This window comes from Streptomyces sp. NPDC087859 (assembly GCF_044742595.1).
GTDB lineage: Bacteria > Actinomycetota > Actinomycetes > Streptomycetales > Streptomycetaceae > Streptomyces > Streptomyces canus_F.
On record NZ_JBIUUU010000004.1, the window covers coordinates 125,447 to 147,328 of the forward strand.

Here is a 21,882-nt window from a genome sequence, read left to right on the forward strand (position 1 = left end):
TAGGGCCGCGCCTGGCGACACGTGCCGCAACCGCCCTCACTCGCCCTCACAACGCCGGAACCCCCGGCCGGAGCCGGGGGTTCCCGCGCAGCGTGGGGTGCCTGCGTCCGTCAGACGTCAGACGTCAGACGCTGACACCGAAGTCCGACGCGATGCCCGCGAGGCCCGAGGCGTAGCCCTGGCCGACGGCGCGGAACTTCCACTCGGCGCCGTTGCGGTACAGCTCGCCGAAGACCATGGCGGTCTCGGTGGCCGCGTCCTCGGACAGGTCGTAGCGGGCGATCTCGGCGCCGCCGGCCTGGTTGACGATGCGGATGTACGCGTTGCGGACCTGGCCGAAGTTCTGCGAGCGGTTCTCGGCGTCGTAGATCGAGACCGGGAAGACGATCTTGTCGATGTCGGCCGGGAGGCCCGCCAGGTTGACGTTGATCGCCTCGTCGTCGCCCGCGCCCTCGCCGGTGCGGTTGTCACCGGTGTGGACGATGGTCTGGTCCGGCGTCTGCTTGTTGTTGAAGAAGACGAAGTGGCCGTCGGAGTAGACCTTGCCCGTCGGGTTGACCGCGATCGCGGAGGCGTCGAGGTCGAACTCCGTGCCGGTGGTGGTGCGGACGTCCCAGCCCAGGCCCACGGTGACGGCAGTCAGGCCCGGAGCCTCCTTGCTGAGCGAGACGTTGCCACCCTTGGACAGGCTTACAGCCATGGTTGGGATCCTTCCCTCGTTATGCATTGCACAGGCAGTACGGGCTTGAAGCTACATCTACCCCCAAGAACGCGGAGAGGGGCACCAAAGGTTCCGGCTCTCTTTACTTTCTTTACCAAGCGGGAGTGAGGGCGCGAGCACAGAGACGGGGATATTCGCGTGACGTGTGCGGGTCAGCCGCGCGACCATAGGGGCATGTCCGGTCCTCACGTCATCCGCGGCTCCGTCTCCCTTCCCGAGGCCGAGCTCATGTGGCGTTTCTCGCGGTCGTCCGGACCGGGCGGCCAGCACGTCAACACCAGCGACTCACAGGTGGAGCTCCGCTTCGACCTGGCCAAGACGGAGTCCCTGCCCGAGGTGTGGAAGCAGCGGGCCCTGGAACGCCTGGCCGGCCGCCTCGTCGACGGCGTCGTCACGGTCCGCGCCTCGGAGCACCGCTCCCAGTGGCGCAACCGCGAGACCGCCGCCGTACGCCTGGCCGCCCTCCTGGCCGAGGCCACCGCCCCGCCCCCCAAGCCCCGCAGGGCCACCCGCATTCCGCGCGGCATCAACGAACGCCGCCTGCGTGAGAAGAAGCAGCGGGCGGAGACGAAGCGGGGCAGGACGGGCCGCGACTGGGGTTAGCACCGGCGCGCGCCGAGCTGTACCCCTGTCACATCCGCGCCCTGCCGTTCGTCAGACCGTTGAGACCACCCCGGCGATGTGACGAGAGGTCAGAGGCGGATGAGCGAGAGTGAGTTTCTTGCCGAGCGGTTCGAGGCGCACCGGGGGCATCTGAGCGCCGTCGCCTACCGGATGCTCGGGTCGCGTGCGGAGGCGGACGACGCGGTGCAGGAGGCGTGGTTCCGGCTGAGCCGTTCCGACACCCGGCAGGTGGAGAACCTCGGGGGCTGGCTGACCACGGTCGTGGGGCGGGTCTGTCTGGACATGCTGCGGTCCCGCAAGGCGCGTGCCGAGCAGCCGCTGGAGCCGGACGTACCGCTGCCCGGCGTGGTCCCCGACCCCGAGCAGGACGCGCTGCTCGCCGACTCGGTCGGCGTCGCACTGCTCGTCGTACTCGAGACGCTGACGCCCGCCGAACGGCTGGCGTTCGTGCTGCACGACCTGTTCGCGGTGCCGTTCGAGGATGTCGCCGACATCGTGGGACGTACGCCGGCCGCGGCGCGGCAGCTCGCCAGCCGGGCCCGGCGCCGGGTGCAGGGCGCGCCGGCGCCCGACGCGGACCTGGTCCGGCAGCGGGAGATCGTCGACGCCTTCCTGGCCGCCGCGCGCGGAGGCGACTTCGACGCGCTGGTGGAGGTGCTCGACCCGGACGTCGTGGCGCGTGCCGAGGCCGGTGTCACGGCGGGCGCCCTTGCGGTGGCGAAGGGGGCGACGAGCTTCGCGAGCCTCGCCCTGGTCGCGCGGCCCGCGCTGGTCGACGGGGCCACGGGGCTCGCGGTGCTGGTGGACGGGCGGGTGGAGCGGGCGCTGGCCTTCACGTTCGTACGGGACCGGATCGCCGTGATCGACGTCGTGACCGCCCCCGCGCGCGTGGCCGGCCTGGACATCGAGCTCCTCTAGGCACGCGGAAGGGCCCGGCGACGTCAGTCCAGCCGGCGGTAGCGGCCCCTGAAGTACGTCAGGGGCCCTCCGTCCGCGCCCGGTACCTCCGCCGTCAGGACCCGGCCGATCACCAGGGTGTGGTCGCCCGCGCTTATCCGCTGTTCCGTTCGGCACTCCAGGGTCGCCAGGGCGCCGCCCACCAGGAGGGAGCCGGTGGCCTCGCCCCGGGTGCGGGGGACGTCCTCGAAGAGGAGGCGGTCGCTGATGCGGCCCTTCATGGCGAAGCGGCCGGCGATGTGGCTCTGGCTCTCGGAGAGGACCGAGACGGCCCACAGGGGCTGTTCGTCGAGGAGGTCGTCCATACGGGAGCCCTCGCGCAGGCTGACCAGCACCAGGGGCGGGTCCAGGGACACCGACATGAAGGCGGTGGCCGTCATACCGACGTCCTCGCCCTTGGGCCCCTCGGCGTCGAGCGGGGGCTCGTAGGCGGTCACCAGGACCACACCCGCGGCCAGCCGTGACATGGCGGCGCGGAACTCGTCGTTGCTCACCCCCACAGGATGCCCGTAGGCGGTGACGGCGGTGATCGGGGAAGTGTTCGGCACGTCGAAAACGCTAGTGTCCGACCGGTGCGGACCGCATCGGACCTCCGCCCGAGGCGGGGCCCGATCTCGGACCTAGGACCCCCGACCAGCCCCTCCCCGGGAACCTCCACAAACCCACAAAGTTTGCGTTCAGTAAACGCACAGGGAAAACGCAGAAACCCCACTCAATTGTTCATCTTTCGCTGTGACTTGAGTCACAAGGGGTACTAATTGTTGACCCTGTGTACCGAGTGAGCAGCGCGCTGTGATTCAGTGGCGGGGAAGCTGCCAGAACGATACGCCGATGAGAACCCTTGATTCGCTGCGAGGTCTCGGGGGGAGGGCGAGCATGGAGACCGAGTCGGAGCCCTACGTCCGTCTTGCGACTCTGCGACAACTGCATCAGGTCATGGCGGACATGAACACCGCCCGCTCCCTGGCGGACACCCTGCAGACCGTCGCCGACGGAGTGGTCAACGGCCTCGGCTACGAGCTGGCGTGCGTCAACCTCGTCCGCCCCGACGGCGACCTCGTCGTCGCCGCCTTCGCGGGCAATCCCGCCGCCGAGGCGCTCATCACCGGCCGGGTCGGCTCCCGCGACTCCTGGGAGCGCCGCCTGAGCATGGGTGAGAACTGGGGCGACCTGGTCTTCATCCCGCACACCGAGGGCTGGATCCTCGACGACGACGACGTACCGCAGTGGTACACCGACGGCCCCGCGCCCCGCTTCGAGGACGAGTGGCACCCCTCCGACCGGCTCTTCGCCCCCATGTTCACCCCCGGCGTGGGCGGCGCCGCCTGCGGTGAGCTGATCGGCGTGCTCTCCGTGGACCGGCCGCGCAACGGCCGCCGGCCGGGCGCCTGGGGACGCGAAGCGCTCCAGATGTACGCCTTCCAGGCCGCCATCGCGATCAGCAACGCGCGCCTGCGCGCCAACATGCAGCGCGCGCTGGTCCGGCTCGAGCGCGAACAGCAGGCACTCAGGGCGAGTGAAGAGAGCTTCCGGCAGGCCTTCGAGTACGCCCCCTCCGGCATGGCCATCGCCGAGATGGGCGGCGACCAGCACGGCCGGATCCTGCGGACCAACGACGCCCTGTGCCGCCTCCTGGGCCGTCCCGCGTCCGCGATGCGCCGCTACTCCTTCTCCGACCTGGTCCACCCCGAGGACATAGGGACACTGCTGCGAACCTCGGCGGAGGGCGGACGCGCGGAGCTGCGCCTGGGCCGCCGCGACGGCACCTACCTCTGGGTCTCGCTCCGCAACTCCGTCGTCGCCGACGCCGCGGACGGCCCCCGGTTTCTCCTCACCCACGTCGAGGACATAGAGGACCGCAAGCGCCGCGAGCTCCAGCTCGCCCACCGCGCCTCCCACGACTCCCTCACCGGCCTGCCGAACTCCGCCGAGCTGCGCGCCCGGCTCTCCGCGCGGCTGTGCAAGCGCCCCACCCACGCCGCCCTCGAATCCATCGACTCGGCCTTCGGCCACCCCGCCTACGACGCCAACGGCCACGGCTTCGACTTCCGGCCCGGCGCAGAGGCGTTCGACGCCGCCTTCGACCACCATGTGCACACCGTCGCCCCCGAGGGTGAACTCGACGACGGCACCAAGGGGCTCGCGGTCCTCTTCTGCGACCTCGACGGCTTCAAGTCGATCAACGACCGGTTCGGGCACAACGCCGGTGACGCGGTCCTCATCGAGGTCGCCCGCCGGCTGTCCCGGCAGGTCCGCGACGGCGACACCGTGGCCCGCCTCGGCGGCGACGAGTTCGTGATCCTCGCCGACGGCCTCGGCCGCGCGGACGCCGCCGACCTCGCCGTACGCCTGCGCAACGAGATCATCCAGCCCATCCGCGCCGAGGGCCGGGCCGTCCGCGTCGGCGCCAGCTTCGGCATCGGCTGGGCGCACTGCGGGATGACGGCGGACGAAGTGCTGAAGTCCGCCGACGAGCGGATGTACGTAGAGAAACGATCTCGTCCCAAACAACACAGACGCGCGGGATGATCCCCAGGTCAGCGAGCTGATGCGATCCGAGTCACCCGTTTGGGGCAGCAGGAGCGGGTAGGCTCGCCATTCACCACGCGTACCGCATCCGTCCCCGCACCTGCTGAGGAGTACCTGGGATGACGTCCGGCACCACCGGCGCGAACACGCCGCCCGAGGACGACGACCCGTTCGGCTACCTCTACGCCGACGGACAGGCCAACGGAGCCCAGCCGCCCTCCGGCGGCTACGGCTATCCGGGCTCCGTCAACCGGGTGCGCGCGGTCGGCCAGCGCCAGTACGGGCAGCCGCAGCAGCAGTCCACCGCGCCGTACGGCCAGGTGCCGCAGCAGCAGGGCGCGCACGGCCAGCCCAACAGCGCGCACTACGCGGCACCGGAGACCTTCCCGGGCGGCGCCCCCACCACCCAGCACCCGCAGCAGGGGTACGGCGGTGGCGGTCGCGGCCGGGGTCCCAACACCAAGGGCCTGCTGATTGGCGCCATCGCGGTGGTCGCCGCGGTCGTCATCGGCATCGGGGTGGCCATGCTGGGCGGCGACGGCGACGACGACGCCTCCGGCAACGAGGCCTCCAGCACGCCCTCGTCCCAGCAGAGCAGCGAGCCGAGCGAGGCCGCCAGCAGCGCGGCGGCCGACGAGGAGGACCTGCCGAAGACCGACGCCAAGGCCCTCTCGCTCGGCCCCGGTGTGACCACGGCGACGGACATCAAGGGCGCCAAGGCGGGCGGCGGTGTCTACCTCAACGGCTTCAACGCCGTCGGCGCCTCGGTCACGTGGAATGTCAGCGGTGTTCCCAAGACCGGCAAGTACACGCTGTTCGTCGGCTACAGCGTCCCCGGCAAGGACGCCACCGCCACCCTCACGGTCAACGGCACGGCCTCCACGACGCCGGTCGGCATGGACAACTACGCGCACGCCGCCGAGGGCGACTACACCAAGGGCTGGACGCAGACCTACAGCTACGTCCAGCTCAACAAGGGCTCGAACACCATCAAGGTCTCCTGCGAGCAGGGCAACCAGTGCGACGCCCTGCTCGACCAGATGTGGCTCGTCAAGGGCTGGGTCAAGTCCTGACGGCACTCAGGCCGCGGTGACCTCACCCGTCACCGCGACCCGCTCCCGCAGCTCCTCATAGGCGGCCGGGTCGAACTCGCCCGCCACCGGCGCCAGTACCGTCGCCGCCGACAGCGCGACCGCGCGGGCCAGCCGGTCCGGCCACGGCAGCTGCTCGACCAACCCCGACAGCAGCCCCGCGACCGCCGAGTCCCCGGCGCCCGTCGGATTGCCGTGCACACGGGACGGCGGGGTGGCGCGCCAGCGGCCCTCGGGGGACGCGGCAAGGAGGCCGTCCGCACCGAGGGACGTGACGACCGCCCGGGCGCCCCGCCGCCGCGCGTCCTGCGTGGCGCGCAACGGCTCGTGGGAGCCCGTCAGTTCGGCCAGCTCGTCGGCGTTCGGCTTGATGATGTCCGGGCGGGCCGCGACCCCGCGCCGCAGGGCTTCGCCGCTGGTGTCGAGAAGGACCGGGACCCCGGCCGCGCGAGCGGTCCGCACCAGCCCCGCGTACGCCCCCACCGGCACCCCCGGCGGCAGGCTGCCGCACAGGGCGACCGCGGCCATCGACGGGAGCAGATCCTCGTAGGCCTCCTGGAAGGCGGCCCACTCGCCGGGGCTGACGGTCGGGCCGGGCTCGTTCAACTGGGTGGTGTCGCCGCTGTGTTCGTCCACCACCGCTATCGTGCGCCGGGTCGCGCCGGTGACCGGGACGAGCGCGTCCACCACGCCGGGTGCCGTCGTGAGCTGCTCCTGGACGACCCTGCCCGTGGCGCCGCCCGCGAAGCCGGTGACCGTCACCTCGTGACCGAGGGCCGCGAGCACCCGGGCCACGTTCAGGCCCTTGCCGCCCGGGCGTTCCGTCACCTCGGAGACCCGGTGGGAGGCGTGCGGCCTGAGGTCCCGCACGCGATACGTGATGTCGAGAGCGGTGTTCAGCGTGACCGTGAGGATCACCTGGATCGACCTCCCCCGAGGAAAGAAATTCAGAACGGACTTGCTGTCACCGTCCGTCCGAAGAGCTGATCACGCCAAACGGACGGCGGCCCTCCCAGTCTCCCAGGACGGCCGCCGCCTCAACAGGTGGACACATCAGCCCAGTTGGGGATCGACCACCCATTCACCGCGTCGCATCACGCCTTTGAGGGCGAATTGATGGTCAAGAAGTACCAGGTCGGCGTACTTGCCGGGCTCCAGCGAGCCGATCGTGTCGTACATCCCCAGCAGCCGGGCCGGGTTGGCGGACAGCGCCGTGACGGCGTCCTCGACGGACAGCCGGTCGACCGTCACCGCCCGCTGGAACGCGCGGTCCAGCGTGAGCGTGGAGCCCGCGATCGAGCCGCCCTCCACGAGCCGCGCCACGCCCTCGCTGACCTCGACCTCCAGCGGGCCGAGCATGTAGCGGCCGTCGCCGAAGCCGGCCGCGTCCATCGCGTCCGTGATGAACGCGACCCGGTCCGCACCCGCGTGATGGAACGCCAGCTGGAGGGCGGCCGGGTGGAGATGGGTGCCGTCGTTGATCAGTTCGACCGTGATCCGCTCGTCCTCCAGGAGGGCGGCGATCGGGCCCGGGGCGCGGTGGCCGAGCGGGGGCATCGCGTTGAACAGGTGCGTCGCGACGGTCGCGCCCGCGTCGATCGCCTCCACCGTCTGCTCGTACGTCGCGTCCGTGTGGCCGATCGCCGCGATGACGCCGTGTTCGGCGAGCAGGCGTACGGAGTCGATGCCGCCCGGCAGTTCGGTGGCGAGGGTGACCATCTTGGCCTTGCCGCGCGCCGCGTCGATCAGCTTGCGGACCTCCGCCGGGTCCGGGTCGCGCAGCAGCTCCTCGGAGTGGGCGCCCTTGCGGCAGGGGGAGATGAAGGGACCTTCGAAGTGGATGCCGGCGACGTCGCCCTGCTCGGCGAGCTCGGACAGCAGGCCCGCCCGCTGGGCCAGGAAGTCCATGTCGCCGGTGACGGTGGAGGCGACGAGGGTGGTGGTGCCGTGGAGGCGGTGGGTGTGGATGCCGTGGAGTACGTCGTCGGTGGTGCCCGAGGTGAACGAGGCTCCGCCGCCGCCGTGGTTGTGGATGTCCACGAAGCCGGGGACCAGGGTGTAGCCGGTGACGTCGACGACCTGGGCGTGGTCCGGGGCGCTGCCGGCGATCCGGGTGCCGTCGATGATCACTCGGCCGTCTTTGACGGTTCCGGTGGGGAGGACGACCGTTGCGCCGGACAGGACGAGGGGGGACTTGTCCGTCGCGGGGTGCGGGCTCGTCGTGGCTGGTCGCGCAGTTCCCCGCGCCCCTGGGGGGGTTGCCATCAGGGCGTTACCTCCGTGCCGTCAGTCGTTGTGAGGAGATCCCAGGCCAGCAGTCCGGCGCCGAGGCAGCCGGCCGTGTCCCCGAGTGCCGCGGGGACGATCGTCGGCAGCTTCTGGAAGGTGATGCGCTGCCGGACGGCGTCCCGCAGTGGTGTGAACAAGGTTTCCCCCGCCTCGGCCAGCCCGCCACCGATGATCAGGGTGCGGGGGTCCAGGAGGGTGAGGGCGGTGACCAGGCCGTCGGCGAGGGCGTCGACCGCGCTCTGCCAGACCTGTACGGCCCGGGGGTCCCCGGAGCGCACCGCCTTCGCGCAGTCCGCCGCGTCCGCGTCCGGGTCCCCGCAGGCGGCGGCCCATGCCTGGCTGACGGCCGCCGCGGAGGCGTACCGCTCCAGACAGCCGTGCTGGCCGCAGGGGCAGGGGGTGCCGCCGGGGCGTACGACGATGTGGCCGATCTCGCCCGCGAAGCCGTGCGCGCCCGCCTCCACCCGGCCGGCGATGCCGATGGCGCCCGCGATGCCGGTGCCCAGGGGGACGAACAGGAAGCGGTCGGCGCCCCGGCCGGCACCGATGCGGCCCTCGGCGAGACCGCCGGTGCGGACGTCGTGGCCGAGGGCGACGGGGACGCCCGCGAGCCTCTCGGTGAGCAGCGCGCGCAGCGGTACGTCGCGCCAGCCGAGGTTGGCGGCGTAGGCGGCGATGCCGAGCTCGGCGTCGACGATGCCGGGGACGGCGACGCCGGCGGCGGACGCGGGCTCACCGAGGTGCTCGGCGCCGTACGCGCGCAGGTCGGCGGCGAAGTCGAGGATGCCCTCGACGACCGCGTCCGGACCGCGCTCACGGCCGGTCGCCCGGCGGGCCTGGTGGAGCAGCTCGCCGGAGGCGCCGACGAGGGCGGCCTTCATTCCGGTGCCGCCCACATCGAGGGCGATGACATGTCTCACGGGGGTAGTGTGGCCCGGCGACCCGTAAGAGGTCTAGTCCACTCACGTGGTGTAGACCTTATGTCTGACCTTTCGAAAGTTTCGACGATGACGATGTGGGGCTCGGCAGTGCAGCGGCGTAGGACAGGAACGATCGCGGTGGTGTCCGCACTGGGCATGACGGCGGTACTCGGCGGCTGCGGAGTCGGGGCGGACTCCGACGAGGTGACGCTGCGGCTGGTCGCCGCCGACTACGGAGACAGCGAGGCCAACAGCTCGCAGAAGTACTGGGACGGGCTCGTCGAGCAGTACGAGAAGAAGCACCCGAACGTGACGGTCGACGTCAGCGTCTACTCCTGGAACGACGTCGACCGCAAGGTCAAGGAGATGGTCGCCGCCGGGGACGCGCCCGACATGGCGCAGATCGGCGCGTACGCCGACTACGCCGACGACGACCTCCTCTACTCGGCCGACGAACTGCTCTCCATCTCCACGCAGGCCGACTTCGCCTCCCAGTTCGCCTCCGCGGGGGAGGTGGACGGGACGCAGTACGGCATGCCGTTCGCGGCCTCCACACGGCTGCTCTTCTACAACAAGACCCTCTTCGCCGAGGCCGGCCTCAGCGCGCCGAAGACCTGGGACGAGCTCGCCGCGGACGCCGCCGCGCTCAAGGCGGACGGGGTGAAGTACCCGTACGCCCTCCCGCTCGGCTCCGAGGAGGCGCAGGCCGAGACCATGCAGTGGCTGCTCAGCGGCGGGGGCGGCTACACCGAGAACCTCGGTACGTCGTACGGCATCGACTCCGCCGAGAACGTCGCCACCCTCACCTGGCTCAAGGACGACCTCGTCGGCAAGGGGCTGACCGGGCCCGTCGCGCCGGGGAAGCTGAACCGGGCCGACGCGTTCGCCGCGTTCGCGAACGGGCAGGTCGGGATGCTCAACGGGCATCCCACGCTGATGCAGATGGCCGCCAAGAAGGGCGTGAAGTTCGGCATGGTGCCGATGCCCGGGGTCGACGGCCAGACCAAGGTCTCCATGGGTGTCGCCGACTGGATGACCGCCTTCAAGCAGAACGGCCACGCCGAGCAGGTCGGGGACTTCCTCGACTTCGTCTACGACGAGAAGAACGTCCTCGCCTTCTCGCGCGAGTACGACCTGCTGCCGGTCACCGCGTCCGCGTCCGACGTCATGAGCACGGCCGCACGGGACAAGGACCTCCGGCCGTTCCTGGAGGAGCTTCCGCTGTCCGAGCTGTATCCGGTCGGGCGGACGTCCTGGGCCACGGTGAGCGCGGCGGTGAAGAAGCGGATCGGGAGCGCGGTGGTGTCCGGCGGCAGCCCTACGGCGGTCCTCGGCGGGCTTCAGTCGACGGCGCTGGAGGCGGAGGGCGGGGAGTAGGCGTTGTCGGTGGCGGCGGCTACCGTGCGGGGCATGGACGACCAGGACGGGCTCGGGGCCCGGGAGCGGGCGATCCTCGTCCTCGAGCGGCGGGGGTTCGCCGGGCCGGGGGCGAAGGAGCGGGCGATACGGGAGGAACTGGGTCTGGTGCCGGTTCGCTACTACCAGCTCCTGAACGCCCTGCTCGACGACCCACGAGCCCTCGCCTTCGACCCGGTCACGGTGAACCGCCTGCGCCGCGTGCGGGATTCCCGCAGGTCGGAGAGGTGACCTCGATTTTTCTCGCTCGTCCTCAAACGCCGGACGGGCTGGATTTCTCAGCCCTTCCGGCGTTTGAGGAGCGGGGGTCCAGGGGGCAGCGCCCCCTGGGAGCAGGGTTGAAGGGGCGGCAGCCCCTGGAGGACGGGACGGGTAGGGGCGGCGGGGGCGAAGACATTAGGGTCGGTGCATGGGCAGCCACACGCACGTCATGGACGAGTCACTGCCGACGCCCGTCACCCGGGCCGGGCGGGACGGACTGGACGCCATCCTCAGCCGGCCCGGCAGAGCCGTCGTCGCGTTCGACTTCGACGGGACGCTCGCGCCGATCGTGGCGGACCCCGAGCAGGCCCGCGCGCACCCGGAGGCCGCGACCGCGCTCGCCGCACTGGCCCCGAAGGTCGCCTCCGTCGCGGTGATCACCGGCCGCCCGCCCGGCCTGGCCGTACGGCTCGGCGGATTCGACGGGACGCCAGGACTCGACCACCTCGTCGTCCTCGGCCACTACGGCGCCGAACGCTGGGACGCCGCCACCGGCGACATCACCGCCCCACCGCCCCACCCCGGCGTCGCCGAGGCCCGCGCCGAACTGCCCGGGTTCCTCGACCGGATCGGCGCCTGGCAAGGCACGTGGATCGAGGAGAAGGGCCGCGCCCTCGCCGTCCACACCCGCCGGGCCGTAGACCCCCAGGCCGCCTTCGAGGCCCTGCGCGCACCCCTCACCGACCTCGCCACCCGCCACGGCCTCATCGTCGAACCCGGCCGGCTGGTGCTGGAGCTCCGGCCGCCCGGCATGGACAAGGGCGTGGCCCTGACGGAGCACGTCCGTGAGCTGGGCGCCGAGGCCGTGCTGTACGCCGGCGACGACCTGGGCGACCTCCCCGCCTACTCCGCCGTCGACAAGCTGCGCTCCGACGGCGTCCCCGGCCTGCTGGTGTGCAGCGCCGGCAGCGAGGAGGTTCCCGAACTGAAGGACCGGGCCGACCTCGTCGTCGACGGTCCGCAGGGTGTCGTACGGCTGCTGCGCGCCCTCGCCGCTCAGCTGGGCTGATCGGCGTCGAGCGCGTGCAGCTGGTCCAGGAACCACTGGGCCGGCGGCAGCGCCGTCGCCGCCGCGGCCAGCCTCTTGGTCCGCTCGGCCCGCTCCTCCACCGGCAGGGTCAACGCCTCGTGCAGGGCTTCCGCCGTACCGACCACGTCGTACGGGTTGACCACCACCGCGTCCTCGCCGAGCTCCTCGTACGCCCCCGCCTCCCGCGACAGCACCAGCACGCATCCTTCGTCCGACACGACCGGCACCTCCTTCGCGACCAGGTTCATACCGTCCCGGATCGGGTTCACCAGCGCCACGTCGGCCAGCCGGTACGCCGCCAGCGAGCGCGCGAAGTCGTCCTTCACATGCAGGACCACCGGCGTCCAGCCCGGCGTCCCGTACACCGAGTTGATCTCTTCCGCGACCCGCTGGACCTCCGCCGTGTACTCCCGGTACACCGCGAGGTCCTGCCGCGACGGGTAGGCGAACGCCACGTGCACGACCCGCTCCCGCCACTCGGGGCGGTCGTCGAGCAGCTGCCGGTACGCCAGCAGGCCCCGGACGATGTTCTTGGACAGTTCGGTCCGGTCGACCCGGACGATCGCCCGGCGGCCCTCGCCGACCTCCGCCCGCAGCGCCGCCAGCCGCTCGTCCACGTCCGCCTCGTGCGACCGCTTCCGCAGGAAGTCGGCGTCCGCCCCGAGCCCGTGCACACCGATCCGGGTGTCCCCGAGGCCACCGGCGATCCGCGCCGCGCACGCCTCGAACGCCGACGCCCACCGCCGGGTCAGGAACCCCAGCCGGTCCGCGCCCAGCATGCCCCGCAGCACCTGCTCGGCGATGTCGTCCGGCAGCATCCGGAAGTACTCCGGGGGCGCCCACGGCGTGTGCGAGAAGTGGCCGATCCGGAGGTCGGGGCGCAGCTCGCGCAGCATCCCCGGCACCAGCGTCAGGTGGTAGTCCTGCACCACGACCGCCGCGCCCTGCCCCGCCTCCTCGGCCAGTGCTTCGGCGAAGGCGCGGTTGTACGTCCGGTACGACGCCCACTGGCGCCGGAACTCCGCGTCGAAGACCGGCTCCAGCGGGGTCTGGTAGAGCATGTGGTGGACGAACCACAGGACCGAGTTCGCGATGCCGTTGTACGCGTCCGCGTGCACGTCCGCCGGGATGTCGAGCATCCGTACGCCGGACTCGCCCTCCCCGCGCCGTACCGCCTCGCGGTCGCCGTCGGAGAGCGCCGAGCACACCCACAGCGAGTCCGCGTCCGACCCGATCGCGGAGAGGCCGGAGACCAGCCCGCCGCCGCCGCGCTTCGCGGACAGCGAGCCGTCCTCCTGCACCTCGTACGAGATCGGGCCGCGGTTGGACGCGACGAGAACCCGGGCACCCTGGTCGGACTGCGTGGAAGCCATACGCCTCAACTTAGCCCGACCCGGAAACGCTCAAACGTACGGTTCGCTGTATACGGGCTTGTGGGCGCCGTAATACGGCCTCCCTCAGGCGACCTTCCGGGACGCGTACTCCACGATCTCCACCATCGGCGGCCGCTCCTCCGTGTCCACCGAGTACGTCCGCGGTTCGAAGCCGTCCGCGCCCCGCTCGAACTGGGTGAGGGAGGGGCGGATGAGGTGGCCGCGGGCCAGCCGCAGCTGGGCCGTGCGGTAGATCGCGGCGGACATCCGGCCCAGGGCCTGCCCGTCCTGGTGGCGGTGCTTGCGGACGCCCACGTCGACCTGGGCCAGCGCGTCCAGGCCCACGAGATGCAGGGCGTCGACCAGCATGCCGAGCTCGACGCCGTAGCCCACCGGGAACGGCAGCTGTTCCAGCAGGGAGCGGCGGGCCGCGTACTCGCCGCCCAGCGGCTGGACGAAGCCGGCCAGCTGGGGCCAGTGCATGTTCAGCAGCGGGCGGGCCATCAGCTCGGTCACCCGGCCGCCCTGGCCGGCCGCGCCGCCCAGCGGGCGGTCGTACATGCCCTTGACGAGGTCGACGCCGGGGTCGGTGAGCAGCGGGCCCACGATCCCGGAGACGAAGTCGGAGGAGAACTCCTTCAGGTCGGCGTCGATGAAGCAGACGATGTCACCGCGGGTCACCAGGAGCGAGCGCCACAGCACCTCGCCCTTGCCGGGCACCGCCGGGAGACGGGGCAGGATGTCGTCGCGGTGGACGACGGTCGCCCCGGCCGCGGCGGCGACCTGCGATGTACGGTCGGTGGAGCCCGAGTCGACGACGACTATCTCGTCGACGAGGGGGACCTGCTGCATGAGGTCGTGACGGATCACGGAGACGATGTCACCGACCGTCTCCTCCTCGTTGAGTGCGGGCAGTACGACGCTGACCGACTGGTTCGTGCGTTGCTTGGCGGCCAGGAGCTGGTGGAGCGGGCGATCGGTCAGGGACCAGGACCGGGTGGTCAGCCAGCGCTCGACTTCGTTCAGCACAGTGCGCGGCTCCTCTGCGTTCTCTCGGCGAGTATGCGTATCAGCGTGTGATCCATCTCGCGGTTCGGACGACTATCTCAACTGTCCTGGTCGTCGGTTACAGTCTTGAACAACGCGGATGACCATCGCATGTCGAGGGTGGCCCGCCGTTCACACAACTTCATACCGCTCATCCAGAGGGGCAGAGGGATACGGCCCGATGAAGCCCCGGCAACCCTCCAGTCGGTTTCTCGTCACCAGCGAGGCTCCCGACTCGGGAAGGTGCCAAATCCGTCTCACGGCGAGATGCGTCGTGAGGAAGATGAGGAGAAAGGGCCTCGCCTCTCATGGCTGCGCAGACTGTTGCAAGCACCACCGAAAACACCGTAGACCTCGGCCCGGCCGCGGCGCTCAGCTGCCGCGAGTGCGGTCACCGCGTCCCCCTCGGCCCGGTTTTCGCGTGCGAGGAGTGTTTCGGCCCGCTCGAGATCGCCTACGACTTCTCGGCCTACGACACCGAGGAGCTCCGCAAGCGGATCGAGGCGGGACCCGCGAACATCTGGCGCTACGCGCCGTTGCTGCCCGTCCCCGCGGACGTGGCCGACAAGCCCAACATCAACCCGGGCTGGACCCAGCTCGTCAAGGCCGACAACCTGGCCCGCGAACTCGGTGTCACCGGCGGTCTGTATGTGAAGGACGACTCCGGCAACCCGACGCACTCCTTCAAGGACCGCGTCGTCGCCCAGGCCCTGGAGGCCGCGCGCGCCTTCGGCTTCACCACCCTCTCCTGCTCCTCCACGGGCAACCTGGCCGGTGCCGTCGGCGCCGCCGCCGCCCGCGCCGGCTTCCGTTCCTGCGTGTTCATCCCGCACGACCTGGAGCAGGGCAAGATCGTCATGGCCGCGATCTACGGCGGCGAGCTCGTCGGCATCGAGGGCAATTACGACGATGTGAACCGCTTCTGCTCCGAGCTGATCGGCGACCCGGCCGGCGAGGGCTGGGGCTTCGTCAACGTCAACCTGCGGCCCTACTACGCCGAGGGCTCCAAGACCCTGGCGTACGAGATCTGCGAGCAGCTCGGCTGGCGGCTCCCCGACCAGCTGGTCGTGCCGATCGCCTCCGGCTCGCAGCTCACGAAGATCGACAAGGGGCTCCAGGAGCTGATCAAGCTCGGGCTCGTCGAGGACAGGCCGTACCGGATCTTCGGCGCCCAGGCCGAGGGCTGCTCGCCGGTCTCCGTCGCCTACAAGGCGGGCCACGACGTGGTGCGGCCGCAGAAGCCGAACACCATCGCCAAGTCCCTCGCCATCGGCAACCCGGCGGACGGGCCGTACGTCCTGGACATCGCGCGCCGTACCGGCGGTGCGGTGGAGGACGTCAACGACGAGCAGGTCGTGGACGCGATCAAGCTGCTGGCGCGGACCGAGGGCATCTTCGCGGAGACCGCGGGCGGTGTGACGGTCGGTGTCACCAAGAAGCTGATCGAGAACGGCCTGCTGGACCCGACGCTGACCACCGTTGTGCTGAACACGGGCGACGGACTGAAGACCCTGGACGCGGTGGCGGGTACGGGGCTCACCGCGACCATCCGCCCCAACCTTGACTCGTTCCGCGAGGCCGGCCTCGTCTAGGCCCCCGCAACCCCGACCGGAGGTTCAACCGTGAGCGTCAACGTCCGCATCCCCACCATCCTGCGCACCTACACCGGCGGACAGGCCGAGGTCGCCGCCGAGGGCGCGAACCTCGCCGAGGTCATCGCCGACCTCGAGAAGAACCACACCGGTATCGCGGCCCGCGTCCTCGACGACCAGGGCAAGCTGCGTCGCTTCGTCAACGTGTACGTCAACGACGACGACGTCCGCTTCGAGCAGGGCCTGGAAACGGCGACTCCGGACGGGGCCGGGGTCTCGATCATTCCGGCCGTCGCCGGAGGCTGACCGAGCCCCGATCGTTACCCTCGGTAAGGCCGATTACCAAGAGTTCATCGAATTGCCCCCTCCGTGAGAGAAGCGGAGGGGGCAATTCTCTATGGTTGAGCGCGGTACAGTTGGGGAACCTGCTTCACCCTTCATGCCAACCGCATATGAGTACTTGCTCCGGATGCGGCGAGAAGCAGCCAAAGTGTGTGGTTCTTTTGTGAACTTTGCTCCTTTTATGGAGCCCGACTTGCCCAGAATTCGGGCGAATTCTCACTACATTCCGGACCCTTCGCGTCCAGAATTCTCGTCCGATTGACCTGTTGCAGACGGCAGTTGGACAGATACATTCAGCCGCGGTCGACGCGTTCCGGCGCACGCCCCCAATCCGTGGGGGGTGAGGTCTGACCCGGATCCGCGAAGTGTGGATCTGTGCAAGGGCCAGTAATAGGGGAGTTAGGCATGGCTCAGGGCACCGTCAAGTGGTTCAACGCGGAGAAGGGGTACGGCTTCATCGCGGTCGACGGTGGTGCGGATGTATTCGTCCACTACAGCGCGATTCAGATGGACGGCTACCGCACCCTCGAGGAAGGTCAGCGGGTCGATTTCGAGATCTCGCAGGGCCAGAAGGGGCCGCAGGCGGACATGGTTCGCCTTGCGACAGGCTGAAGCACGCGCCGGGTAACTGCAGCGTCGTTCTTCGTTCTTTTTCGGAGGGCTCGTACCCCATGGGGAGTCATGGGTACGGGCCCTCCGGCATGTCCGGACCCCCTCCGGCACCTGCCCGGAACCCGTGCGGGACCTGGACGATCCCTGAGAGGCGCTTGCACTCGCAGGGGTCGAGTGCTAATCATTGGCGTTAGCACTCTGAAGGTGAGAGTGACAAGAAGGACCGGGTCGGTGAGGCCCGCAGGCCAGGTGGGGCAAGGAACCACGAGGTGTGCGAGCCGTCCGTCGCGGGCGCGGGCGCGGTCCGAAGGAATCACCCCCAGTCCTGGAGGGACCACTTCACATGGCCAAGATCATCGCGTTCGACGAGGAGGCGCGGCGCGGCCTCGAGCGCGGCATGAACCAGCTCGCGGACGCCGTCAAGGTGACGCTCGGCCCCAAGGGTCGCAACGTCGTCCTCGAGAAGAAGTGGGGCGCCCCCACGATCACCAACGATGGTGTCTCCATCGCCAAGGAGATCGAGCTCGAGGACCCGTACGAGAAGATCGGCGCCGAGCTGGTCAAGGAAGTCGCGAAGAAGACGGACGACGTAGCCGGCGACGGCACGACGACCGCGACCGTCCTGGCCCAGGCCCTGGTGCGCGAGGGTCTGCGCAACGTGGCCGCCGGTGCCAACCCGATGGCTCTCAAGCGCGGTATCGAGAAGGCCGTCGAGGCCGTCTCCGGTGCCCTGCTCGAGCAGGCGAAGGATGTCGAGACCAAGGAGCAGATCGCTTCGACGGCCTCCATCTCCGCCGCCGACACCCAGATCGGCGAGCTCATCGCCGAGGCGATGGACAAGGTCGGCAAGGAAGGCGTCATCACCGTCGAGGAGTCCCAGACCTTCGGTCTGGAGCTCGAGCTCACCGAGGGTATGCGCTTCGACAAGGGCTACATCTCGGCGTACTTCGCCACCGACATGGAGCGGATGGAGGCGTCGCTCGACGACCCGTACATCCTCATCGCCAACTCCAAGATCGGCTCCGTCAAGGACCTGCTCCCGCTCCTGGAGAAGGTCATGCAGTCGGGCAAGCCGCTGCTGATCATCGCCGAGGACGTCGAGGGCGAGGCCCTGTCGACCCTGGTCGTCAACAAGATCCGCGGCACCTTCAAGTCCGTCGCCGTCAAGGCTCCGGGCTTCGGTGACCGTCGCAAGGCCATGCTCGGCGACATCGCCATCCTCACGGGCGGCGAGGTCATCTCCGAGGAGGTCGGCCTCAAGCTGGAGAACGCGACCCTGGACCTCCTGGGCCGCGCCCGCAAGGTCGTCATCACCAAGGACGAGACGACGATCGTCGACGGCTCGGGCTCGGCGGACCAGGTTGCCGGTCGCGTCAACCAGATCCGCGCCGAGATCGAGAACAGCGACTCGGACTACGACCGCGAGAAGCTCCAGGAGCGCCTGGCCAAGCTCGCCGGTGGCGTCGCCGTCATCAAGGCCGGTGCCGCGACCGAGGTCGAGCTCAAGGAGCGCAAGCACCGCATCGAGGACGCCGTGCGCAACGCCAAGGCGGCCGTCGAGGAGGGCATCGTCGCCGGTGGTGGCGTGGCCCTGCTCCAGGCCTCCGCGGTGTTCGAGAAGCTCGAGCTGACGGGTGACGAGGCGACCGGCGCCAACGCCGTGAAGCTCGCCCTGGAGGCCCCGCTCAAGCAGATCGCCGTCAACGGTGGTCTCGAGGGCGGCGTCGTGGTCGAGAAGGTCCGCAACCTGACCGTGGGCTGGGGTCTCAACGCGGCCACCGGTGAGTACGTCGACATGATCGCCGAAGGCATCATCGACCCGGCGAAGGTCACGCGCTCTGCCCTGCAGAACGCCGCGTCCATCGCCGCGCTCTTCCTCACCACCGAGGCCGTCATCGCCGACAAGCCGGAGAAGGCCGCCGCGCCTGCCGGTGGCGGCATGCCGGGCGGTGACATGGACTTCTGATCGACCTGACGGTTGATCAACGTCCTTACCGAGGGCGGCACTCCCTGCACATGCAGGGAGTGCCGCCCTCGGGCGTTTCCGTATGCCGGTCGAGGTCGTAGTGGGAGCCGACGGCGGGCTGGCCGGTGTAGTTGGGCCCGGCGGCCGGGTCCGCACCGACGTACCGGAACGGAAGGGTGAAGGACCGTGGGCCGCGCAGGCCGAGCCGGTGGTGCCGGGTGTCGTAGCGGAACCCGGCCGCGCGCAGGGCCGACACGGCCGCCCGTCCGGCCGCCGATCCGTCCGGCCGGCGGATGGAGTCGGGGTCGAAGTGCGCCAGCAGCAGGCCCTCGGGGGTCAGCCAGGACGCGGCGCGGGTGAGGAGGCCGAGCTGGTCGCCGACGTAGTGCAGACCGTGGACACAGGTGATGAGGTCGTAGGACCGGCTCGGTGCCCATGACGTGACGGAGGCGACGATCTCCTCCAGCGCGGGCGGGGCCGGTACGGGTATGAGAGGCCCCACCAGATCGACGGCCGTGAGCACGGCGTCGGCGGGCAGACGCGCGGCCGCCTCCCGCAGGGCGCGGCCCTCGCCGCTGCACAGGTCCAGCCAGGAGGGATCGGGGCGGCCCGAGAGGTGGGCCACGGGGTCCAGGCCCAGCTCGCGGGCGTAGCTGTTGACCCCGGAGAGGCCGCGCTCGCGGTTCATGGTGTTGTTGGCGACCACGGAGGACGCCTCCAGTTCGGGCGCGGAGAGCAGCGGGGGCTTGGCCATGTGGCCATTCTCGGGGGCCGGGCGCGTGTCCGGGATCACAGGGCCGGCGGAATGTCCGTGGCGGACGAGGTGGTTGACTCCTACATGCGTATGTCCATGCGCATGCACATACCGACCGGTACCGGTGCCGGACGGACCGTCCCCGAGGAGTGCCCCCACGTGACTGCCCCCGCCTCCCGCGCCGCCGAGATCCTCTCGCGGCCGACCACGATCAACGGCCTGACCGTCCCGAACCGCATCGTCATGGCGCCGATGACCCGCAACTTCTCCCCGGGCGGCATCCCGGGCGCGGACGTGGCGTCGTACTACGCGCGCCGCGCGGCCGCGGGCGTCGGTCTGATCGTCACCGAGGGCACCTACGTCGGCCACGACTCGGCGGGGGAGAGCAACCGCGTCCCGCGCTTCCACGGCGAGGAGCAGCTCGCCGGCTGGGCGAAGGTCGCCGAGGACGTGCACGCGGCGGGCGGCACCATCGTCCCGCAGCTCTGGCACATCGGCATGACCCGTACGCCGGGCAAGGGGCCCGTCCCGGACGCCCCCGTCGTCGGCCCCTCCGGTCTGCGCCCCGGCGCCGACGAGCCCACCGGCGTGACGATGACCCAGCGCGACCTGGACGATGTCATCGGCGCCTTCGCCGAGGCCGCCGCCGCCGCCGAGCGCATCGGCTTCGACGGTGTGGAGATCCACGGCGCCCACGGCTACCTCGTCGACCAGTTCCTGTGGTCGGGGACCAACCGCCGCAGCGACGCCTACGGCGGTGACCTCGTCGCCCGTACGAAGTTCGCGGCCGAGATCGTGGCGGCCGTACGGGAGACGGTCTCCGCGGAGTTCCCGATCATCTTCCGCTACTCGCAGTGGAAGCAGGAGGCCTACGACGCCCGTCTCGCCGAGACCCCGGAGGAGCTGGAGGCCATCCTGAGCCCGCTCGCCGCCGCCGGTGTCGACGCCTTCCACGCCTCCACCCGCCGCTACTGGCTCCCCGAGTTCGAGGACTCCGACCTCAACCTCGCCGGCTGGACCAAGAAGCTCACCGGCAAGCAGGTCATCACGGTCGGCTCGGTCGGTCTCGACGGCGACTTCATCAAGGGCTTCATGGGCGAGGGCTCCCCGCTCCGCGGCATCGACGACCTCCTCGACCGCCTCGAGCGCGAGGAGTACGACCTCGTCGCCGTCGGCCGCGCGCTGCTCCAGGACCCGGAGTGGGCGGCGAAGGTGCTGGCGGGCCGCACGGACGAGCTGAAGGCCTACGACGCGGTGGCGCTGCGCTCGCTGAGCTGAGTCTGCTGCGGGCCGGTGGGGGTGCACGTCCCTGGGGGCTGCGCCCCCGGACCCCCATCGGCCCGAAGGGCCTCGTCCTCAAACTCCGGACGGGCTGAAATGCTCCCTCACCTCGCGCTAGCTTGCGAGAGATGAGGATCCTTCATCTGTCCGACACCCATCTCGAACGCACCGACGCCCCCAACAAGCACGGCGTCAACGCCCACGACTCCCTGCGCCTGATGCTCGCCGAACTCCGGCACGTACAGGGCGTCGACGCGATCGTCGTCACCGGTGACCTCGCCGACGACGGGACGGTGGAGGCGTATACGGCCGTCAGGGAGATGTTCGGGGAGTTCGCGCAACGGCTCGGCGGGGCGCCTGTCTTCTGCACGACCGGCAATCACGACGAGCGCGAGGCCTTCGCCGAGGTGCTGGGCAGCGGGCATCCGGAGCCCGGCCGGGTGCTGGAGTCCGCCGAGGGGGAGCGGGCCGCGGTGAGCATGGTGGCGGGGTGGCGGTTCGTGACGCTGGACTCGCTGGTGCCGGGGAAGGTGCACGGGCAGCTCGGCGCCGCCCAACTCGACTGGCTGCGGGATGTGTTGGCGACCCCGTCCCCGAACGGCACGGTCCTCGCCTTCCACCACCCGCCCTTCGCGCTGGACAACCCCCTTCAGCAGCTCTTCGGTCTGCGCAACCCCGCCGACCTGGCGGCGGCGGTCCGAGGCACCGACGTCAAGGTGATCCTCACCGGCCACTTCCACCTCCAGCTCTGCGGTTTCCTGGAGTCCGTTCCGGTGTGGGTCACGCCGGGCGTGGTCAACCGCATCGACCTGACGACGGCGCCGGGGACCGAGCGCGCGGTGCGCGGCGCCTCCGCCTCCCTGATCGTCCTCGGGGGAGCCGCCGGACCGCTCTTCCACACCTTCCACGCACGCGACCCCCGGGCCCACGAGACGGTCTACGAGCTGGACGCGGACACGGTCCGGTCCTTCGTGGAGCGGTACGGCTGACCTGCTGCTCTTGGTTAAGTCAAGCAACTGACTTAATGTATCGACCGAAAGTTGCCTAGGTCAATCAGCAGCGCATCGCTACGGAGGC

Annotated in this window: 21 protein-coding genes and 1 riboswitch; of the genes, 13 read left to right on the forward strand and 8 right to left on the reverse strand. The window is 70.5% G+C overall.

Features of this window, described 5'->3' with window-relative positions; genetic code table 11:
- Positions 1-124 precede the first annotated feature (124 nt).
- Complete coding sequence (locus ACIOHP_RS10705; protein WP_361553348.1) at positions 125-700, reverse strand: TerD family protein; 576 nt, start codon at positions 698-700, stop codon at positions 125-127.
- 195 nt (positions 701-895) lie between these two features.
- On the opposite strand from ACIOHP_RS10705, the gene arfB reads away from it, so the two are divergent.
- Together arfB and ACIOHP_RS10715 are read left to right on the forward strand one after the other, a co-directional pair.
- Positions 896-1,324, forward strand: a complete 429-nt coding sequence (gene arfB, locus ACIOHP_RS10710) for an alternative ribosome rescue aminoacyl-tRNA hydrolase ArfB (protein ID WP_361553345.1) — start codon at positions 896-898, stop codon at positions 1,322-1,324.
- A gap of 99 nt (positions 1,325-1,423) precedes the next feature.
- Entirely contained in the window at positions 1,424-2,263 is an 840-nt protein-coding gene (locus ACIOHP_RS10715; protein ID WP_401885565.1) for a sigma-70 family RNA polymerase sigma factor, read from the forward strand.
- Positions 2,264-2,286: 23 nt separating this feature from the next.
- Here the strand turns inward: ACIOHP_RS10715 and ACIOHP_RS10720 are convergent, their stop codons facing one another.
- On the reverse strand, positions 2,287-2,850 hold the full coding sequence (locus tag ACIOHP_RS10720) for a flavin reductase family protein (protein ID WP_361553339.1): 564 nt from the start codon (positions 2,848-2,850) through the stop codon (positions 2,287-2,289).
- Between the two features lie 328 nt (positions 2,851-3,178).
- Between ACIOHP_RS10720 and cdgB the strand changes: the two genes are divergently transcribed.
- Both cdgB and ACIOHP_RS10730 read left to right on the forward strand, forming a co-directional pair.
- A complete protein-coding gene (gene cdgB, locus ACIOHP_RS10725) occupies positions 3,179-4,831 on the forward strand; it encodes a diguanylate cyclase CdgB (protein ID WP_361553336.1) in 1,653 nt (550 codons plus the stop codon).
- Between the two features lie 119 nt (positions 4,832-4,950).
- A complete protein-coding gene (locus ACIOHP_RS10730) occupies positions 4,951-5,904 on the forward strand; it encodes a CBM35 domain-containing protein (RefSeq protein ID WP_361553333.1) in 954 nt (317 codons plus the stop codon).
- A 6-nt stretch (positions 5,905-5,910) separates the two neighbouring features.
- On the opposite strand, the gene ACIOHP_RS10735 is transcribed toward ACIOHP_RS10730, so the two are convergent.
- From ACIOHP_RS10735 to ACIOHP_RS10745, 3 genes are all read right to left on the reverse strand, one after another.
- Positions 5,911-6,840, reverse strand: a complete 930-nt coding sequence (locus ACIOHP_RS10735) for a 1-phosphofructokinase family hexose kinase (protein WP_401885570.1) — start codon at positions 6,838-6,840, stop codon at positions 5,911-5,913.
- A 135-nt stretch (positions 6,841-6,975) separates the two neighbouring features.
- On the reverse strand, positions 6,976-8,187 hold the full coding sequence (gene nagA, locus ACIOHP_RS10740) for an N-acetylglucosamine-6-phosphate deacetylase (protein ID WP_401885573.1): 1,212 nt from the start codon (positions 8,185-8,187) through the stop codon (positions 6,976-6,978).
- Positions 8,187-9,131 (reverse strand): ROK family protein, encoded by a 945-nt coding sequence (locus ACIOHP_RS10745; protein WP_401885575.1) that lies wholly within the window; start codon positions 9,129-9,131, stop codon positions 8,187-8,189. The genes nagA and ACIOHP_RS10745 overlap by 1 nt, the downstream gene beginning before the upstream one ends.
- 156 nt (positions 9,132-9,287) lie before the next feature.
- Here ACIOHP_RS10745 and ACIOHP_RS10750 point away from each other — a divergent pair, with 156 nt between their 5' ends.
- From ACIOHP_RS10750 to otsB, 3 genes are all read left to right on the forward strand, one after another.
- A complete protein-coding gene (locus ACIOHP_RS10750; RefSeq protein ID WP_361553657.1) occupies positions 9,288-10,508 on the forward strand; it encodes an extracellular solute-binding protein in 1,221 nt (406 codons plus the stop codon).
- Between the two features lie 33 nt (positions 10,509-10,541).
- Positions 10,542-10,778, forward strand: coding sequence for a DUF3263 domain-containing protein (locus ACIOHP_RS10755; protein WP_046258826.1), 237 nt, complete (start codon positions 10,542-10,544; stop codon positions 10,776-10,778).
- A 178-nt stretch (positions 10,779-10,956) separates the two neighbouring features.
- Complete coding sequence (otsB, locus tag ACIOHP_RS10760; RefSeq protein WP_361538589.1) at positions 10,957-11,817, forward strand: trehalose-phosphatase; 861 nt, start codon at positions 10,957-10,959, stop codon at positions 11,815-11,817.
- On the opposite strand, the gene ACIOHP_RS10765 is transcribed toward otsB, so the two are convergent.
- Together ACIOHP_RS10765 and ACIOHP_RS10770 are read right to left on the reverse strand one after the other, a co-directional pair.
- Positions 11,805-13,211, reverse strand: coding sequence for a trehalose-6-phosphate synthase (locus ACIOHP_RS10765; RefSeq protein ID WP_361538587.1), 1,407 nt, complete (start codon positions 13,209-13,211; stop codon positions 11,805-11,807). The genes otsB and ACIOHP_RS10765 overlap by 13 nt on opposite strands.
- Before the next feature lie 84 nt (positions 13,212-13,295).
- A complete protein-coding gene (locus ACIOHP_RS10770; protein WP_361484817.1) occupies positions 13,296-14,240 on the reverse strand; it encodes a glucosyl-3-phosphoglycerate synthase in 945 nt (314 codons plus the stop codon).
- Between the two features lie 166 nt (positions 14,241-14,406).
- Positions 14,407-14,548: riboswitch (SAM riboswitch) on the forward strand.
- Between the two features lie 18 nt (positions 14,549-14,566).
- Between ACIOHP_RS10770 and thrC the strand changes: the two genes are divergently transcribed.
- The 4 genes from thrC to groL all read left to right on the forward strand — a co-directional run bounded on the left by thrC (position 14,567) and on the right by groL (position 18,770).
- Positions 14,567-15,850 carry a threonine synthase gene (gene thrC / locus ACIOHP_RS10775; RefSeq protein WP_401885581.1) on the forward strand — a complete coding sequence of 428 codons (1,284 nt, stop codon included), beginning with the start codon at positions 14,567-14,569 and terminating at the stop codon, positions 15,848-15,850.
- A gap of 30 nt (positions 15,851-15,880) precedes the next feature.
- A complete protein-coding gene (locus ACIOHP_RS10780; protein ID WP_361538582.1) occupies positions 15,881-16,156 on the forward strand; it encodes a MoaD/ThiS family protein in 276 nt (91 codons plus the stop codon).
- Positions 16,157-16,597: 441 nt separating this feature from the next.
- Entirely contained in the window at positions 16,598-16,804 is a 207-nt protein-coding gene (locus tag ACIOHP_RS10785) for a cold-shock protein (RefSeq protein WP_007493268.1), read from the forward strand.
- Between the two features lie 343 nt (positions 16,805-17,147).
- Entirely contained in the window at positions 17,148-18,770 is a 1,623-nt protein-coding gene (gene groL, locus ACIOHP_RS10790) for a chaperonin GroEL (protein ID WP_266825478.1), read from the forward strand.
- 25 nt (positions 18,771-18,795) lie between these two features.
- Here the strand turns inward: groL and ACIOHP_RS10795 are convergent, their stop codons facing one another.
- Positions 18,796-19,524 (reverse strand): class I SAM-dependent methyltransferase, encoded by a 729-nt coding sequence (locus ACIOHP_RS10795; protein ID WP_401885585.1) that lies wholly within the window; start codon positions 19,522-19,524, stop codon positions 18,796-18,798.
- Positions 19,525-19,626: 102 nt separating this feature from the next.
- Between ACIOHP_RS10795 and ACIOHP_RS10800 the strand changes: the two genes are divergently transcribed.
- Positions 19,627-20,802 (forward strand): NADH:flavin oxidoreductase, encoded by a 1,176-nt coding sequence (locus ACIOHP_RS10800; RefSeq protein WP_361484823.1) that lies wholly within the window; start codon positions 19,627-19,629, stop codon positions 20,800-20,802.
- A gap of 131 nt (positions 20,803-20,933) precedes the next feature.
- Positions 20,934-21,794, forward strand: a complete 861-nt coding sequence (locus ACIOHP_RS10805) for a metallophosphoesterase (RefSeq protein ID WP_401885590.1) — start codon at positions 20,934-20,936, stop codon at positions 21,792-21,794.
- Positions 21,795-21,882 lie beyond the last annotated feature (88 nt).

Bases quoted from the DNA above. Each gene is read 5' to 3' on its own strand.
- ACIOHP_RS10705 (WP_361553348.1), bottom strand. From the start codon at position 700: ATGGCTGTAAGCCTGTCCAAGGGTGGCAACGTCTCGCTCAGCAAGGAG.
- arfB (WP_361553345.1), top strand. From the start codon at position 896: ATGTCCGGTCCTCACGTCATCCGCGGCTCCGTCTCCCTTCCCGAGGCC.
- ACIOHP_RS10715 (WP_401885565.1), top strand. From the start codon at position 1,424: ATGAGCGAGAGTGAGTTTCTTGCCGAGCGGTTCGAGGCGCACCGGGGG.
- cdgB (WP_361553336.1), top strand. From the start codon at position 3,179: ATGGAGACCGAGTCGGAGCCCTACGTCCGTCTTGCGACTCTGCGACAA.
- ACIOHP_RS10730 (WP_361553333.1), top strand. From the start codon at position 4,951: ATGACGTCCGGCACCACCGGCGCGAACACGCCGCCCGAGGACGACGAC.
- nagA (WP_401885573.1), bottom strand. From the start codon at position 8,187: ATGGCAACCCCCCCAGGGGCGCGGGGAACTGCGCGACCAGCCACGACG.
- ACIOHP_RS10750 (WP_361553657.1), top strand. From the start codon at position 9,288: ATGACGGCGGTACTCGGCGGCTGCGGAGTCGGGGCGGACTCCGACGAG.
- ACIOHP_RS10755 (WP_046258826.1), top strand. From the start codon at position 10,542: ATGGACGACCAGGACGGGCTCGGGGCCCGGGAGCGGGCGATCCTCGTC.
- otsB (WP_361538589.1), top strand. From the start codon at position 10,957: ATGGGCAGCCACACGCACGTCATGGACGAGTCACTGCCGACGCCCGTC.
- ACIOHP_RS10765 (WP_361538587.1), bottom strand. From the start codon at position 13,211: ATGGCTTCCACGCAGTCCGACCAGGGTGCCCGGGTTCTCGTCGCGTCC.
- thrC (WP_401885581.1), top strand. From the start codon at position 14,567: ATGGCTGCGCAGACTGTTGCAAGCACCACCGAAAACACCGTAGACCTC.
- ACIOHP_RS10785 (WP_007493268.1), top strand. From the start codon at position 16,598: ATGGCTCAGGGCACCGTCAAGTGGTTCAACGCGGAGAAGGGGTACGGC.
- groL (WP_266825478.1), top strand. From the start codon at position 17,148: ATGGCCAAGATCATCGCGTTCGACGAGGAGGCGCGGCGCGGCCTCGAG.
- ACIOHP_RS10795 (WP_401885585.1), bottom strand. From the start codon at position 19,524: ATGGCCAAGCCCCCGCTGCTCTCCGCGCCCGAACTGGAGGCGTCCTCC.
- ACIOHP_RS10800 (WP_361484823.1), top strand. From the start codon at position 19,627: ATGCACATACCGACCGGTACCGGTGCCGGACGGACCGTCCCCGAGGAG.
- ACIOHP_RS10805 (WP_401885590.1), top strand. From the start codon at position 20,934: ATGAGGATCCTTCATCTGTCCGACACCCATCTCGAACGCACCGACGCC.